The organism is Petrimonas mucosa, assembly GCF_900095795.1.
Taxonomy (GTDB): domain Bacteria; phylum Bacteroidota; class Bacteroidia; order Bacteroidales; family Dysgonomonadaceae; genus Petrimonas; species Petrimonas mucosa.
This window is the reverse complement of record NZ_LT608328.1, coordinates 3,561,292-3,578,627: the sequence shown is the minus strand read 5'-3', so window position 1 is coordinate 3,578,627 and position 17,336 is coordinate 3,561,292. Positions and strand designations below refer to the sequence as shown.

Sequence of the window (17,336 nt, the reverse complement as noted above, 5' to 3'; positions counted from 1 at the left end):
TTTGTGGTTAATCCCATCCCGTGGGGTCATTGTAATCGTAATCATCATTGTCGGAAGCCTCTTCCGCCTCTTCTTCGTATACCCATAGTTTTTGAGTCAGTGTGCTGGCATAGACAATAATCTCCTGCCCCGGTCTCATCTGGGTGCTGTTGTTGGGCGTTGAGGTGATGGTGAACTGCGTATCGTTGATCTTATTCACCTGCAACCACTCTCCAACATATCCCAGGGTGAACTCGGTCACGTTGGTTATCACCGTAACGACGATGGTTCCTCCATATGAGGGGAGGGGTATGTTGGTGTTCCCAACAGGGGAGAAGAGGAAGAGCTCCGGCAAAGGATCCTGGTACACCGTGATGGAAGCGAGCGAGTCGCCCTCATTCCCATAGAGGGTGACCAAGGCTTGTCGGGGAATGTTGCCCGTCCAACTTTCATCAACGGTGATGCTAATGCCTTCGTCCGAATTTTTTTCTGTCCGGCACCAGGACTGATCGGAGCGGCAACTCCACCCGGTTATGTTGGTTTTAATCCCAATTCCGTTAGAACCCCCCTGATAATTCATGATCACCTTATCGGTAACCGGTTTGATGAAAGCTTCCGCCGGTTCGACGGCCGCATCCTGCGTCACCTCGATGGTCACCTTTTTGGTAGTCCCTTCTGCTGTGACGGTTAACATGGCATTCTCCGGAGGAGCGAAAGCCTTGTTTTCAGTTGCAGTTACCGTGAAGTTGGAGGCTCCCTTGCTGACCGTGCACCAGGTCTTGCTGGACGTGACGTTCCAACTTTTAGCATTGGTCGTGACTGTGATCTCCTTGCTCCCCCCCTCAGCAGGAAAGTGGATGGGTGTGTCGGTTACCTCCAGGGTGATTGTTTTATTTCCATTCCCATTTCCCCCTCCACCGGGGACCTCTTCCTTACCGCAGCCTGACAGGAAGAATAGAATCAAGGCTATGACAGATAGTGCGAGTGTTGATGATTGCATGATATTTCTCAAGTGTTGATGCTTCATTTATCTAACGGCTGGCGCCGTGGCGTGGCAGCAAAAATAGTGTTAACCGGCAGGAGTTTTTTCCCAAATAGACAAAAAAATCTTTTGGATTCACAAAAAATGGACAAAACCGACAAAAATAGGGGCAAAAAAACAAGGCCGGCTCAGTTGAGCGGCCTTGTTAAACAATATAAAAACAGTGATCAATTAATAGCCTAATTTGCAAACGCGTGCCTGAATCCTTTTACATCATTCCAGTGTCCCCGCGTGAAGTCGGGAACCGCTACCGGAGCGGAATTGTTTTCGAGCGATAACGCGGTCAGCGGAGCCAGGCAGCACCATTCTGCCAGGTCGTATACATCCATGTCGAGCGGGAGTCCGTTCTGCAGGCAGTAGATAAGTCGATAGTCCATGACATAATCCATCCCGCCATGTCCGCCCACCTTCTTGGCGGTCTCTTCAATTTCAATATGGATCGGATGTTTGTACTTCTCCATCAATCCTCTTTTTACCTCTTCCGGTACATAGGAGTGACCGGTGATCTTTTCGTGGTTGGGAACTGCATCCTTCTCCACGGCATCAGCTTTCAGGGCATAACCCTCACGTGGATACTTGCTGGCAAATCCCTTGGTGCCCTGTACCTGGTACATGCGGCTGTAGGGACGGGGAGAGGCAACATCGTGCTGGATATGGATCGTTTTTCCCTTTTCGGTGCGGATCATGGTCATGGTGTGTTGACCGTTCTGGAAGTCGGTAACCTCCTCGCCCCGTTTCGCTTTCAGGTAGGCCGGGATACTTACCGGCTTGCTGTCCATGGCTACCAGGTAGTTCATCTTGTCGCCCCGGTGGATGTCAAGCACCTGGCAGGCGGGTCCCATGCCGTGCGTGGCGTAGATGTCGCCCCGGTGTTTCTTGTTGTACTCCATGCGCCAGTCGCCTTCGTACTCTTCCCAGAAATCTTCCAGCATGTGGATATAGGCACCCTCGGCATAGAGGATCTCTCCAAGTACTCCCTGCTGGGCCATGTTGAGTGTGGTCAGTTCAAAGAAGTCGTACACGCAGTTTTCGAGCTGCATGCAGTGCTTCTGGGTGCGTTCGGCCGTATTGATGACGTCCCAGATCTCCTCCAACGTCATGGCGGCGGGAACTTCGCTGGCAGCGTGCTTCCCCTGCTCCATGGCATAGATCAGCATCGGGGCGTGATGTACCCAGTCGGTCGCGATATATACCAGATCGATATCCTCCCTCTTGCAGAGTTCCTTCCAGGCCTCTTCGCTGCCGCTGTATGCTGCGGCGCGGGGAAGACCGGCCTTCTCGAGTATCTCTTGTGACCGTTCAACCCTGTCGGCATGGAGGTCGCACAGCGCCACTATCTTTGTGCCCGGAATATGAGTGAATCGCTCTACTGCGCCTCGTCCGCGCATGCCCAGACCGATGAATCCCACACGGACAGTATCCAGCTTGGGTGCTCTCAATCCCAGGACATGCTTCTGTCCGGCTGGCCGGGCAGGCACCGGAGTCTCGATAGGTTGGTAACTTCCTGCGCCCTTGCCTTGTTGCGATCCATTGGTGCAGGATGCAAAAAGAAGAGCAGCAGCAATGATTGATAAAGTGAACAGTTTCTTCATTATTATTTAAACAGTTTAGTTATTTATGAGTTGTAATGATATATTTGCTAACCGGGATCTACTGCATTCGCCAAGCCCCTTTTCATCCCGTGATTCTCCTCCGGTTTGTCCGTATGCCGTACAGCGAGACGGCGAGAAAACAGATGAACGGCAGTATGAACGAGGCATTCACAGCGGGTAGCCATGCCACACGCCCCAGATCAATAATGGCTCCCTGCAGTGGGGGCATCAGTGCACCACCAACGATCGCCATCACCAGCCCTGCAGCTCCCAGCGTTGAATCGTCACCCAGCCCTTTCAGTGCAATCCCGTATATGGTGGGGAACATCAGCGACATGAAGATGGAGGTGGCTACCAGGCAGTAGAGTCCAATGGTTCCCCCGATGAAGATAACCCCCAGGGTGGTCGACATCGCCCCTATGGCAAAGAGGGTCAGCATCAGTGACGGTCTCAGGTATTTCATCAGGTAGGTACTGATGAAGCGGCTCGACAGGAACAGCACCATGGCCAGGATGTTCCAGCGTTGACCTACAGCCTTTGGAATGCCAATGTTCTCTGCATATTGGATGATAAATGTCCAGCACATGATTTGTGCCGCCACATAGAAGAACTGGGCAATGACCCCTTCGCGGTAGTTGGAGTTCCTGATCAGCCGTCTGGCCGAATCGCGGGTCCGGATGTTCTTTGCCTCGGCCGACTGTGTCCTGGGCATCTTTGTCAACGCAATGACGACAAATACCAGCAGGACCACCCCCCCGATAATCACATAGGGATTCCGGATAATGGCCAGGTCGTGGGTGCGGACAACAGCTTTTTCTGCATCGCTCAGCGTGTAGAAGATCAGGTTGCCGGCCGCATCCCGTTTCTCGGAGCTGAGGGAGGTGAGCACGTAGTTCGATGCTACAAACATTCCCAGCAGCGATCCCATCGGGTTGAACGACTGGGCAAAGTTCAACCTGCGGGTGGAGGTGGCCTCATCCCCCATCGAGATGATGTAGGGGTTGGCGGTTGTCTCCAGGAAGGCCAGTCCGAAAGTCAGGATATAGAGCGACAACAGGAAGTAGGAGAATTGCTCGAACTGGGCCGCGGGAATGAAGAGGAATGCCCCTGCGGCATAGAGTGCCAGACCCAGGAGTATCCCTTTCTTATAGCTGTATCGCCGTACGAACAGTGCCGCCGGGATGGCCATGGTGCCGTAGCCGCCGTAGAAGGCAAACTGTATCAGCGCCGCTTCGGAGGCCGGAAGCTCCATGATGGTCTGGAATGCCGCCACCAACGGGTTGGTGATGTCGTTGGCAAAACCCCACAGTGCGAACAGGCTGGTGATAAGAATAAACGGAAGCAGGTACCGCTTTTCGATAACCGGCTTGGAAGGTGATGCGCCCTGTTTCATCTTACCACTCCTTTTTTCAAGATGATATTGGCATAGAGTGCCTCCTCGCCGGTCGCTACCACAGCATAGGCCTTTTTCGCCCTTTCGTAAAAGTCGAACCGTTCCAGGTAGCCGATGGAGAAGGGTTCTCCGGAAGCACCCAGAATGGCCTTGTAATCCTCCCAGATCTCCGGTTTGTAATCGTCGCCAGGAACCACCTCCATCAAGATGACCGACGGATCGGCATAGCTGTCGAGCGGGAAGAGCTCCAGAATCGCCTCCAGCAGGACGGCTCCACTGAGGCCGTCCGCCCGGATCACATTTGACGATACACTGCTGCTCGGAAAATTGGCATCGCCAAGAACAATCTCATCGCCGTGCCCCATCTCCATGAGGGTCTTTACCAACTGAGGGGAGAGGGATTTGGGTATTTTTTTCAGCATACTCTAAGTTATATGAGGTTGCAATTCTATTTGTAGATCGGGCCGAATGTGGCGCAGGCGCGATAGTCGGCTCCCTCCTTCTCCATGCCGAATGCGTTCCATGCGGCGGGACGGAAGATCTTCTCATCATCCACGTTATGCATGCAGACCGGAATGCGCAAGATCGAAGCCAGCGTGATCAGGTCCTGACCGATATGTCCGTAGCTGATGGCTCCATGATTGGCTCCCCAGTTGTTCATCACCGAGTAGACATCCCTGAAGGCCGGCTTGTCGCTCAGCCTGGGAACAAACCATGTGGTAGGCCAGGTCTGGTCGGTCCGTTCGTTAAGCACCTTGTGGATCTCCGGATCGATCTCCACGGTCCACCCTTCCGCAATCTGCAGTACCGGTCCAAGCCCCTTCACCAGGTTCAGGCGGGACATGGTGACAGGCATGCCGCCTTCGGAGAGGAAATTGGAGGAGAAGCCACCGCCCCGGAAATAGTCGCGGTTTGCCGGACACCAGTTGGTGGCTGCCAGGCAATCCTCCACCTCTTTTTCGTTGATCTCCCAGAAGGGTTTCATTGCCGGCTTGCCATCCTTCCGCTGTTTCCCGGTGGCATCGAGGGTGGTGGCTCCCGAGTTGATGAGGTGGATGATCCCGTTGCTGGCCATGCCGGTGAGCTCTTTTCCGGTAACCCGTTTTACGGCCTCGGGACTCCAGTATGTGCGAACATCGGAGAAGATCTGTGAACTATTGGTGAGGAGGTGTCCAAAGAGCATAGCGATACCGTTGCAGGCATCGTTTTCGGTAGCCAGCACATAGGCTTCGCGGATACCGTTCCAGTCGAACGACGAGCAGAGCAGTGCTTCGGTGAAGTCGCCGTTCGGCTTGTAGTCGGTCCACTGCCGTTGACCCTGGAAGCCGCCGGCAATGGCGTTGTGGCCGATTGCCTCCTCCTTGAATCCCATCTCCTCAAGTTTGGGGTTTCCGGTCATCAGGTCACGGATGATGATGGTCATCTTCACCACAAACTCCCAGTCGGCATCCTTCTCTGCGCGGCTTTTGACCTTGTCGGTCCGGTTGAGGTCGGCCGCCTCGTTGGGGATACAATATTTTTTTGTCCAGGCCATCGCCCTGGCAAACTCCTCCTTGTCGTAGATTCCCTCCTCCATGCGGCGGAGAATCTCGACCGATTCCACCTGTTCGTTCCGCATGCCCAGGTACTCCTGGAAGAAGTCGGGATTGACGATAGAGCCGGCAATCCCCATGGAGACGCTGCCAATCGAGAGGTATGACTTTCCTCTCATGGTTGCAACCGCCTGTGCGGCACGGGCAAAGCGCAGCAGCTTTTCTGCCACGTCATCGGGAATGGTATTGTCGTCCAGATCCTGGACATCACGGCCATAGATGCCGAAGGCGGGCAATCCCTTCTGGGCATGAGCTGCCAGGACTGCTGCCAGATACACGGCTCCCGGACGTTCGGTCCCGTTGAAACCCCATACTGCCTTGGGGTAATGTGGGTTCATGTCCATCGTTTCCGACCCGTAGCACCAGCAGGAGGTTACGGTAATGGTAGCACCCACACCTTCCCGCTCGAACTTTGCGGCACATGCGGCACTCTCACCCACACGCCCTATCGTGGTGTCGGCAATCACGCACTCGACCGGGGAACCGTCGCCATTTTTCAGGTTTGAACTGATCAGGTTGGCAACTGCTTTTGCCAGGTTCATGGTCTTTTCCTCGAGGCTCTCTCTTACGCCTCCCTGACGTCCGTCGATAGTGGGACGGATACCGATTTTTGGATAAGTTTTCATGATCTTTTCTCTTTTATTGACTATTTATTATATGGATTGCTGAAGTCTGAACAGTGCTGGCACGGCAGTAAAAAAAGATCAAAATGAACCCCGCCGTATAATCTTCGTGGGCAGATAGCAGGAAATCGGCTTGCCGGTCAGCACAAAATCGGCGGCCAGATTGCCCATCTCCTCCCAGTCGATACTGATCGCCGAAATCCCGTTTTCGATCACCTCGTAAAACGGGTTGTCGTTATACCCGATAATACCGAACTGCCTGCCCACCGTGAGCCGGTCGACCTTGCTCCGTTTGATCACCTCAACCACGTCGGTCTGTTTGATGATGATGTACAGGGCGTTCTCCTCCACCGGCTTGCCGGGAGGAAAAACATCGATGATCTCGAATGCAAGTCCGTTCTCCCTACAGAACCGGACAAAATGCTCCTTGCTGCTCTGCGGATGCTTGTGCCCCTTATTGAAGAGGAAGATGATCTTCCTGTATTTGCCGAAATCTACCCTTGTCTGATCCAGCGCATCGTAAAAACCCTGGTCGAAATCCTGACAGACGTACGACAGCCCCTGCTTGTCGAAATTGCCAAAATCGAGCAGCAGCAGCCGTTTCGGGTCGATTCTCGATACCGACCCGGCCAGCACCTCGTTGCTGTAGTTCATGATCAGGTAACTGTTGTACATGCCGTACGACTCCCTGACAATGGTGTTGAAGAGCTGTTCGTTATACTGGTGAAACCAGAGATCGATCTTGTAGTTGGAGGGGAGTCGCGATACCAGTGCGTTGTAGAGCACATCCTTGAACGGCGTGTACTCGTCGAGAAGAAGCAGTACATTCTTCAACCGATGGCTGACATAGTAGTTCTTGCCGTGAATGGATTCAATCACTCCCCGTGCCCTCAGCTCGTTGAATGCCTTGAACACGGTGTCGCGCGAAATGTGGTATTTCTGGCTCAAGGTGTTGATAGACGGTAACTTGTCGCCCGGCATCAGCTCGTTCATAGAGACAGACCGTTGGATATGATCTGCCAACTGCTTCACTTTCGTGTTCCTGTTGTTGAATTCCAATTCCATGATATGCCAGTATCCTGCTCTGTTCTGATTGCAAAGGTATCTGTTTATTGCCTATACTGGCGCCAGATTCATATGTTATAAAACATAAAAAAACCGACAAAGCTCTTCACAGAGTCTTGCCGGTCATGGAAAATCAAAAAGTCATATAAGAAATAGAACTAATTAAGTTATGGTTATCTAATAGTATTCATTGGATGAGACAACCGGTATGGGTGTTGTTAGCCTGGCTTCAACCAGCATCTGATTATACCTGTAGACCAGGTCGACTCTCTTGGTCTCCTCTCCCTCCCTTGCTTTTAGAGCCAGGATGACCGAGTCGGTATCTGCCCGTTGCAGCGGTTTCAGGTCGAAGCAGACAAACCCCTCATAAAGTCTTTGGCTTGTACTGCCGAAAGCGTTGTGGCGGAGTTCCAGTTCAATGGTGTCGGGGACGCTTGCCGCGGGCTTCGGTGCGGTCACCAGATTGATGGCGTGAGGCCTGACCCCGCCGTAGTTGAACAGGAAATCGATATTCAGGTAGTCGTTCCCTATCCAGGCATCGTTGATGATTATCGGATCGTTGCCGATACTGTCGGCATGCTCTGTTGCCGGCCCGATGATCTTTTTGGTCAGCACGTTCCAGATGTCGTTCACCTTCACGTAGTGATCATAATTACCCTGGCGACCCGACAATACCGTATAGTTCACAAAGACCCGCTGGTCGTCCGACGGCAGATAGTATACGTCGGTAGCTACCGGCCAGAGCTGCTTGCCGTTGTCGAGCAGTAACCGGTATCCACTTTCCCCGGTGGGAATTACCGTTGCAATGTCAATATGAAACGCGCCCAACGAGTGATCCTCCTTCTTGTTGCACGCAACAGCAGAAAGTAGAATGGAGACAAAGGCGATTCTCAAAGCGGTACGATTCATATCTTATTATGCTTCTATACCGATTAGATGCAAAAAATGGAAAAACGCTGCACGGAAAGAGTTGAAAATTGAATATTTAACCTTATTTAACGTCTAGGTGAAGTTTTTTGATCAGGTCGGTGCGGCGGAGCCGTTTCAGGGCCGCAATCAGTTTCGCCCGGTTGCTCTTGTCGTACCAGAAGAAGAACTGTCGTTGGGCCGTTTTTTGTGCGGGGGTGGTGGCGGTATAGACCTTCTCGAGCGTGTAGGGGTGATAACCGGTGTAATAGATCTCGGTGGCCAGTGTCATGGGTGACGGGGTGAAGTCCTGTACCTGTTCCAGCTTGAAGTTCAGCTCCTTGGTGATGGCGGCCAGTTCAGCCATATCCTCCTCGGTGCAGCCCGGGTGGGATGAGATGAAGTAGGGGATCAGTTGCTGATTGAGGTTATGTTTCCGGTTCTCGGTATCAAAGATCTTCTTGAACTGCTGGAAGAGGTTGAACGACGGTTTCCGCATCACATTCAGTGTGCGGTCAGACGTGTGCTCGGGTGCCACCTTGAGCCGACCCGAAACGTGATTGAGAATCAACTCCCTGGTATACTCTTCAGCCGCCCTGTTGGCCTTCTGCTCCTTTCCCCGATGCAGCAGCATGTCGTAACGGACGCCGCTGCCCACGAATGATTTCCTGATGCCCGGCATGCTGTCGACCGACCGGTAGATATCCAGCAACGGTGTGTGGTCTGCGTTGAGGTTGGGGCAGACGGCGGGAAAGATGCATGAGGGGCGTTTACATTTGGCGCAGACCGAAAGGTCGCGGCCCTGCATCTTGTACATGTTGGCCGACGGACCGCCCAGATCGCTGATATAACCCTTGAATCCGGGCATCCGGGTGATCTGTTCCACCTCCCGCAGGATCGATCCCTTCGAGCGGGAAGCGATGAACTTCCCCTGGTGCGCCGATATGGTGCAGAAGGCGCATCCACCGAAACAGCCCCGGTGGAGATTGACCGAGAACTTGATCATCTCGTAGGCCGCAATACTCTTCTCCTTGTATCTGGGATGAGGCAGGCGGGTGTATGGCAGGTCGAAGGAGGCGTCGATCTCCACTTCACTCATCGGCGGAAAGGGGGGATTCACCACCAGCGTCTTCTCCTCCACATCCTGCAGGATGCGGGCTGCCTCCATCCGGTTGGACTGCTCTTCCACGATCTTGAAATTCTTTGCCTGTTTCAATTTATCCTTCAGGCACTCCTCGTGAGAAAAGAGCCTCACCTCGTCGGCAAAACGGTTTTCAGGTACCATCCCCTTTTCGGCAAGGAAGGCGGTCTGCGGCACATCGTGCATTCCGGAGATGCCCCTTCCTCCTTGCAGCTCCTTTACTATACGGGTGATCGGCTGTTCGCCCATCCCGTAAACCAGCAGATCGGCGTTGCTGTCGACCAGTATCGTCTTGTGAAGCGAGTCGCTCCAGTAATCGTAGTGGGTTACCCGGCGGAGCGAAGCCTCCACGCCGCCGATGATCAGCGGAACGTCGGGATAGAGCGACTTCACAATCCGGGAGTAGACCGTAACAGCCCGGTCGGGACGCATATCGGCCCTTCCATCGGGAGTGTAGGCATCCTGCGACCGCAATCGCCTGTTTGCGGTGTAGCGGTTGATCATCGAATCCATCACGCCGGCGGTCACTGCGAAGAACATCCTGGGGGTGCCCAGCTTCTTGAAGTCGCGCAGGTCGTCGCGCCAGTTTGGTTGGGGAACAATCGCCACGCGCAATCCCAGCTTCTCCAGCAGCCGCCCAATCACCGCGGTCCCGAACGAGGGGTGGTCGATATAGGCATCACCCGAAAAGAGGATCACATCTGCCCGGTCCCAGCCGAGCAGATCCATCTCTTTCCGCGTGGTGGGCAGGAATCGGGTCAACGGATAGGGCTGCCTTACCATACGCTCACGATTTATGCTTTTTGATTCTATCCTCTTCGATCCTGTTATTGAGCTCGTTGGCTCTCTCCACAGCCAGGTGGATGTTCGAACAGATATTCTCTTCGCCGATGATCTCCGGTATGCTGGAATTACTGATCTTTGCCCTGACATCGTCGTTCACTCCCGAAAGGATCACCTGGATCTTCTCCCGTTTCGATTTCTTGCAGAGGTTCTGGAGGTTGTTCAACCCGGTCGCATCGATAAAGGGAACCTTCCGCATCCGGATAATCCTGATCTTTGCCCGTTCACCAATCTCGCGCATCAGGTCGTCGAACTTGTTGGCCACTCCGAAGAAAAAGGGTCCGTCGATCTCATACACCTCCACCCCCTTAGGCAGGTGCAGTACCTCCTCCTGCAGGTTTCCGGTGTGCGATTCGATCTCTTTCGACATCTCAATCTTCCCTGTTGTTACCGACATATGTGTGCTTTCGCTCATCCGTTTCAGGAAGAGGAAGATTGCCAGCAGCAGACCCACCTCGATGGCCACGGTAAGGTCGAACACCACCGTCAGGATGAAAGTGGTCAGCAGTACGGCCATTGTTCCGCCCGACTGCTTGAGGAGCGAGACGAAGTTGCGCCACTCACTCATGTTGTACGACACCACAACCAGCACGCCGGCCAGACAGGCCATCGGAATATGCTTGGTGAGGTCGCCCAAAGAGAGCAGGATCAGCAGCAACACTATGGCGTGGATAATTCCCGCTATCGGCGTACGGCCGCCGTTGTTGATATTGGTCATGGTCCTGGCAATGGCACCGGTGGCCGGTATCCCACCGAAGAAGGGGGTGACGATGTTGGCCACACCCTGGGCCACCAGCTCCATGTTGGAGTTGTGGCGTTTGCCGGTCACACCGTCGGCAACCGTTGCCGAGAGCAGCGATTCGATGGCGCCCAGCATGGCAATGGTAAATGCGGAGGGAAAGAGCAGCCGGATGGTGTCGAGATTGAACCCGATCGGCGTAGCTTGGGGCAGATGATTGTCGATATGGAACCGGTCGCCAATCGTCTCGATAGCGCCAATTCCGAAATAGTTTTTCATCACCAGCGCGATAAGTGTCGTCAGCACGATCGCTATCAGCGATCCGGGGATTTTCCTCGAAAAGCGGGGGGTGATGAAGATGATCACCACGCTCAATAGCCCGATGCCGGTCGCCCACCAATTGATGGTCTCCAGTTGTTGAAAATAGACTCCCCACTTGGCAAAGAAGTCGGAAGGCACCTTGGCGATGCTCAATCCGAAGAGATCCTTTATCTGGGTGGAAAAGATGGTGAGGGCAATTCCACTGGTGAAACCCACCACAATGGGGTAGGGGATGAACCTGATCACCGTGCCCAGCTTGAGTACGCCCATCAGTACCAGCATGATGCCGGCAAGGAGAGTGGCAATGGCCAGTCCCGTCACACCAAACTGCTCCACGATCCCGTAGACGATTACGATGAATGCACCGGTGGGGCCGCCTATCTGTACATGGCTACCGCCCAGAAACGAGATGATAAAGCCGGCAATGATGGCCGTGATGATACCCTTCTCCGGTGTTACGCCGGAAGAGATCCCGAAAGCGATGGCCAGCGGCAAGGCGACGATCCCTACGATAAGGCCCGCCATCAGGTCGGCCATGAGCTTCTCCCGGGTATACTTTTTTAACGATAAGAAAAGGGTGGGTTGAAAATCTTTTAGAAAGTCTCTTTGCATACACTCGAAAATTGGTTGCAAAATTAACCATTTTGCGTGTAAAAAAGAAAGTAAATGTGGTAAAAATCAGAACAGACCCTGTTCCACCAGCACGCAAACTCGCTCTGTCATGCGGTCTTCGTTGTAGGGATCGTACCGTTTCTTGAGGCTGTTGCCGAACATGTTGGCAAATGCGTTATAGAGGAATGCCTTGGCGCTGCCCATGTAGGCGTCGATGATATGGTACGACGAGGAGTTGGTTTCGCGGTCCACCAGCTTCATCAGCAGCTGTCCCTGCGAGCGGGTCAGTTTCTTCATCTTGGGGGTATAGGCATCCATCAGGTACTTCTCCATCTGGTTCAGGTGCTTCTGGCGGGCCTTGTCGTCGGGCAGCGTCTCCATATACTCGTAGGTTTCGGTAATGATCCGGGCAATCTGCTTGGCGTAGGGAAGGGTAACCTTCACATCGCGAATCAGTCTGGCATACTGTGCCTGCTCCCTGGTGCTGTTAAAACGGAGGGGAGAATACTTGATGAAGTCGTGCAGACTCATGCAGACCACCGTATCGCCATTGATCACCACCGCCGGATAGACGTTGGGTAACAGGTAGATCGTTCTCTGCTGACTGTTGGCACCCCTGTTTTCGGCAATAAACTCCTGCCCCTTTGTCTGGCAGACAAAGAGGATGGAAAGAAAGAGTGATATGGGAATAAATCGTCTCATGAATCCGGGGCAAATATACTATTATTGTTTTATTTATACTCTAAAAACTCGTTAAGTGTAGTTAATCAATTCTCTATTTAGGGATTGTTAATGATAAGAGTTGCGCAAAAAAGGCCTTTTTTTTACCCGTTTTCCTCCAATTTCGATTACCTTTGAATAACAAAACAGATAACATATGGCATACTATCATTTGGGTGAGATGATTCACCATCAGGCCGAGAAATACAAGGGGAGAACGGCGCTGAAATACCTGTCGTCCGAAGGGAAATGGATGCAGATGTCGTGGGAGGAGCTCTCGGGAAAGATCATGCAGACTGCCCGTGCAATGGCAGAACTGCAGATCGAGCCGGAAGAGAACGTGGGGATCTACTCCCAGAACATGGCGAAGTATCTGATTACCGATTTTGCCGCATATGCCAACCGTGCAGTAATGGTACCCATGTATGCTACTGCCTCGCCGTCGCAGGTGGAGTATATCGTGAACGATGCGAAGATCAGGGTGCTTTTCGTGGGCGAGCAGTTCCAGTACAACAACGCCTACAAGGTACAGCAGGAGTGTCCGGTCCTGGAGAAGATCATTGTGCTCGACCGGAATGTGGTGCTGAAACCGGAGGACAAGAGCTCCATCTACTTCGATGACTTTATCGCCACGGGCGACAATTCCGAATCGCTGGCGCTGGTCAATGCCCGGTTGCGCCATCTTCACGGCGGCGATCTGGCCACCATCATCTACACCTCGGGAACAACGGGCGAGCCCAAAGGGGTGATGTTGACGCACGACAACTATGTTCAGGCGTTCATCATTCACGATGCCCGCCTCAACCAGATCTCCGACAAGGATCTCTCGATGTGCTTCCTGCCGTTGACCCATATCTTTGAGAAAGCGTGGACCTACTACTGCCTCCACAGGGGGATAACGGTTGCCGTGAATCGTGATCCTACAAAGATCCAGGAAACCCTCAGGCAGATTCGTCCTACTCTGATGAGCAATGTGCCACGCTTCTGGGAAAAGGTATACGACGGCATCCAGCAGAAGATCGAGAAGTCGAGCGGCATCCTGAAATGGCTGTTCGAAGACAGCGTCAGGGCGGGACGTAAGCATAACCTCCTTTACAAGAACCAGGGGAAGCGGCCGCCAATCGGCAACACCCTGAAATTTTTCCTCTACAGGCAGACCATCTTCTTCCTGATCAAGCGGGTGGTGGGAATCGACAAGGGCAACTTCTTTCCCGTGGCGGGCGCACCCCTGTCGGACAAGATCAACGAGTTCATGCAGTCGATCGACGTACACCTGATCTACGGGTATGGGCTCTCTGAAACCACCGCGACGGTCAGCTGCTTCCCCGACACCGGCTTTACCATTGGAACCGTTGGAAAGGTGATGCCGGAAGTGGAGGTGAAGATCGGGCCGGACAACGAGATACTGGTGAAGGGGCGGACCGTGATGAAGGGGTACTACAACGAGCCGGCCGAGACAGCCGCGGTATTTACCGAAGATGGGTTTTTCAGGACCGGCGATGCGGGCAGGCTGACCGACAACAATGAGATCGTCCTGACCGATCGCATCAAGGATCTCTACAAGACCTCGAACGGGAAATATATCGCCCCGCAGATGATCGAGACCCGGATGAGCGAGGACAGGTACATCGATCAGATAGCCGTCATTGGCGATGAGCGGAAATTTGTGAGCGCACTGATCGTGCCCAATTACGAGCTCCTGAAGCAGTATGCCCTGGAGCATCAGCTTCCTTGCGAGACGAATGAGGAGCTGGTCGGAAACAAGGCGGTTCACGACTACCTCTTTGGTCGGATCGAACTGTTGCAGGCGCAGTTTACCTCCTACGAAAAGATCAAGAAGATCACATTGCTGCCCCAACCCTTCACCCTGGAGTCGGGAGAGTTGACCAATACGCTGAAACTGAGACGCAAGATCATTCTTCAACACTATGCCGACGAGATCGGAAAAATGTATGAAGAGTAGCTTTTGGGTGGAAAAATCATTATCTTTGCACCGTTTTTTAAAAGTGAAAAGATGGAATACAATTTCGGAGAAATAGAAAAACGGTGGCAACAGTACTGGAATGAACATGAGGTATACCGGGTAACGGAAGAAACTTCCAAACCCAAGTTTTACGTGCTCGACATGTTTCCCTATCCCTCGGGAGCAGGGTTGCACGTGGGGCATCCGCTGGGGTATATCGCCTCCGACATCTATTCGAGATACAAACGGCTGAAGGGGTTCAACGTGCTTCACCCCATGGGGTACGACGCCTACGGACTCCCTGCGGAGCAGTATGCAATCCAGACCGGTCAGCATCCGGCCATCACCACCCGCAACAATATCGCCCGCTATCGCGAGCAACTCGATAAACTGGGATTCTCGTACGACTGGAGCCGTGAGGTTCAGACCTGCGACCCGCAATACTACAAGTGGACGCAGTGGGCCTTTATCCGGATGTTCCATTCCTATTACTGCAACCAGGCGCAGCAGGCTCGCCCCATCTCCGAACTGGTGGAGCTCTTCTCCCGGCAGGGTACTGAAGGACTCGATCTGGCCTGCAGCGAACCGATGAGTTTTACAGCCGCCGAGTGGAACGGCAAGAGCGAGAAAGATCAACAGGAGATACTGATGAACTACCGCATCGCCTACCTGGGCGACACCCTGGTCAACTGGTGTCCGCAGCTGGGGACGGTGCTTGCCAATGATGAGGTGAGTGAAGGGCTCTCCATCCGGGGAGGCTATCCGGTGGAGCAGAAGAAGATGCGCCAGTGGTGTCTCCGGGTCTCCGCCTACGCGCAACGGCTGCTCGACGGGCTCGACGGGCTCGACTGGTCCGACTCGCTGAAAGAGACGCAACGGAACTGGATCGGACGTTCGGTCGGCGCCGTGATCAACTTCAAGACGGCCGATGACTTCTCCTTCGATATCTTTACCACCCGTGCCGACACCATCTTCGGCGTAACCTTCATGGTGCTGGCTCCGGAGAGCGAACTGGTGGACCGGCTCACTACCCCCGGTCAGCGGGAGGCTGTGGATGCCTACCTGCTGCGGACGAAAAAGCGGACCGAACGGGAAAGGATCGCCGACAAGTCGGTTAGCGGAGTCTTCTCCGGCTCCTACGCGCTGCACCCCTTTACCGGCGAAAAGCTACCCATCTGGATCTCCGACTACGTACTGGCCGGCTACGGAACAGGAGCCATCATGGCAGTGCCCGCGCACGACAGCCGCGACTACGCCTTTGCCAAACATTTCAACCTCCCCATCATCCCCCTGATCGAGGGGTGCGACGTGTCGGAAGAGAGTTTCGACGCCAAGGAGGGGATCATGATAAATTCCGGTTTTCTGAACGGGCTCACCGTGAAGGAGGCCATCACCAAAGCGATCGAGGAGGTGGAGAATCGCAATCTCGGATACCGGAAGGTGAACTTCCGGCTCAGGGACGCCATCTTCTCCCGCCAACGCTATTGGGGCGAACCCTTTCCCGTCTACTACAAGGATGGGATGCCCTACACGCTCGACGAGAGCGAACTGCCACTCGAACTGCCCGAAGTGGACAAGTACCTGCCTACCGAGACGGGGGAACCGCCGCTGGGCCGTGCCAAGAACTGGAAAACGAAGGAGGGATACCCGCTGGAACTGAGTACGATGCCCGGATTCGCCGGTTCGTCGGCCTACTACCTGCGGTACATGGATCCGAGGAACGACCAGACATTGGTGTCGGAAGAGGCCAACCGCTACTGGCGGAATGTCGACCTCTATATCGGCGGTACGGAGCATGCTACCGGTCACCTGATCTACAGCCGCTTCTGGAACAAGTTCCTCTTCGATATCGGCGTCTCGTGCGAAGAGGAACCGTTCAAGAAGCTGGTCAACCAGGGAATGATCCAGGGAAGGAGCAACTTCGTTTACCGGATCAAGGGTACCAACACTTTCGTCTCCTACAACCTGAAGGGTGAGTACGACGTCACCCCCATCCATGTGGATGTCAACATCGTCCATAACGATCTGCTGGACCTGAAGGCGTTCCGAAGCTGGAATCCCGAATATAGCGATGCGGAGTTTATCCTGGAGGATGGCAAGTATATCTGTGGATGGGCGGTAGAGAAGATGTCGAAATCGATGTTCAACGTGGTGAACCCCGATGTGATCGTGGAGAAGTACGGTGCCGACACACTCCGCCTCTATGAGATGTTTCTCGGTCCCCTTGAGCTTTCCAAACCGTGGGATACCAACGGTATCGACGGGGTACACCGTTTCCTGCGCAAGCTCTGGAACCTGTTTCATGCCAACGGGGAGTTCTCGGTTTCGGATGAAGAGCCGACCAGGGAGGAGTTGAAGTCGCTGCACAAGCTGATCCGGAAGGTGACTTTCGATATCGAGAATTTCTCGTTCAACACCTCGGTGTCGGCCTTTATGATCTGCGTCAACGAACTGTCGCAACTGAAGTGCAACAAGCGGGCCATCCTTGGCGATCTGCTGATCTGCCTGGCGCCCTTTGCCCCGCACATTGCCGAGGAGCTGTGGCATAAGCTGGGAAACCGGGAGACCATCTGCGACGCCACCTTCCCCGAGGTGAACGAAGCCTACCTGAAGGAGGATACCTTTGCCTACGCCATCTCGTTCAACGGAAAATCCCGTTTCGTACTCGAGTTTGGAGCCGACGCCACCAACGCCGAGATCGAGAAGGTGGTGCTGGAACACCCCCAATCGCAGAAGTGGCTCGATGGAAAAGCTCCGAAAAAGGTGATCATCGTACCACGTAAAATTGTAAATGTAGTCATCTGA

12 protein-coding genes are annotated in these 17,336 nt (G+C 53.8%); 2 read left to right on the top strand and 10 right to left on the bottom strand.

Annotation, left to right across the window (positions count from 1 at the left end; genetic code table 11):
- Positions 1–7 precede the first annotated feature (7 nt).
- From ING2E5A_RS14335 to ING2E5A_RS14285, 10 genes are all read right to left on the bottom strand, one after another.
- A complete protein-coding gene (locus ING2E5A_RS14335; protein ID WP_161942047.1) occupies positions 8–979 on the bottom strand; it encodes a BACON domain-containing protein in 972 nt (323 codons plus the stop codon).
- A 221-nt stretch (positions 980–1,200) separates the two neighbouring features.
- Entirely contained in the window at positions 1,201–2,613 is a 1,413-nt protein-coding gene (locus tag ING2E5A_RS14325; protein ID WP_092032376.1) for a Gfo/Idh/MocA family protein, read from the bottom strand.
- An 82-nt stretch (positions 2,614–2,695) separates the two neighbouring features.
- Positions 2,696–4,006: an L-fucose:H+ symporter permease gene (fucP, locus tag ING2E5A_RS14320; RefSeq protein WP_071137992.1), complete on the bottom strand. Its 1,311-nt coding sequence runs from the start codon at positions 4,004–4,006 to the stop codon at positions 2,696–2,698.
- A complete protein-coding gene (gene fucU / locus ING2E5A_RS14315; protein ID WP_071137991.1) occupies positions 4,003–4,428 on the bottom strand; it encodes an L-fucose mutarotase in 426 nt (141 codons plus the stop codon). Before fucU ends, fucP begins: the two co-directional genes overlap by 4 nt.
- Before the next feature lie 26 nt (positions 4,429–4,454).
- Positions 4,455–6,224 (bottom strand): L-fucose isomerase, encoded by a 1,770-nt coding sequence (fucI, locus tag ING2E5A_RS14310; protein WP_071137990.1) that lies wholly within the window; start codon positions 6,222–6,224, stop codon positions 4,455–4,457.
- A 78-nt stretch (positions 6,225–6,302) separates the two neighbouring features.
- Entirely contained in the window at positions 6,303–7,286 is a 984-nt protein-coding gene (locus ING2E5A_RS14305) for a GntR family transcriptional regulator (RefSeq protein WP_071137989.1), read from the bottom strand.
- A 177-nt stretch (positions 7,287–7,463) separates the two neighbouring features.
- Positions 7,464–8,195: a NigD1/NigD2 family lipoprotein gene (locus tag ING2E5A_RS14300; RefSeq protein ID WP_071137988.1), complete on the bottom strand. Its 732-nt coding sequence runs from the start codon at positions 8,193–8,195 to the stop codon at positions 7,464–7,466.
- 82 nt (positions 8,196–8,277) lie between these two features.
- Positions 8,278–10,116: a YgiQ family radical SAM protein gene (locus tag ING2E5A_RS14295; RefSeq protein WP_071137987.1), complete on the bottom strand. Its 1,839-nt coding sequence runs from the start codon at positions 10,114–10,116 to the stop codon at positions 8,278–8,280.
- Between the two features lie 4 nt (positions 10,117–10,120).
- Positions 10,121–11,848 (bottom strand): SulP family inorganic anion transporter, encoded by a 1,728-nt coding sequence (locus tag ING2E5A_RS14290; protein WP_071137986.1) that lies wholly within the window; start codon positions 11,846–11,848, stop codon positions 10,121–10,123.
- Between the two features lie 66 nt (positions 11,849–11,914).
- Positions 11,915–12,550 (bottom strand): DUF4294 domain-containing protein, encoded by a 636-nt coding sequence (locus ING2E5A_RS14285; protein WP_083373374.1) that lies wholly within the window; start codon positions 12,548–12,550, stop codon positions 11,915–11,917.
- Between the two features lie 175 nt (positions 12,551–12,725).
- On the opposite strand from ING2E5A_RS14285, the gene ING2E5A_RS14280 reads away from it, so the two are divergent.
- Positions 12,726–14,531 (top strand): AMP-dependent synthetase/ligase, encoded by a 1,806-nt coding sequence (locus ING2E5A_RS14280; protein ID WP_071137985.1) that lies wholly within the window; start codon positions 12,726–12,728, stop codon positions 14,529–14,531.
- 51 nt (positions 14,532–14,582) lie between these two features.
- Complete coding sequence (gene leuS / locus ING2E5A_RS14275) at positions 14,583–17,336, top strand: leucine--tRNA ligase (RefSeq protein ID WP_071137984.1); 2,754 nt, start codon at positions 14,583–14,585, stop codon at positions 17,334–17,336.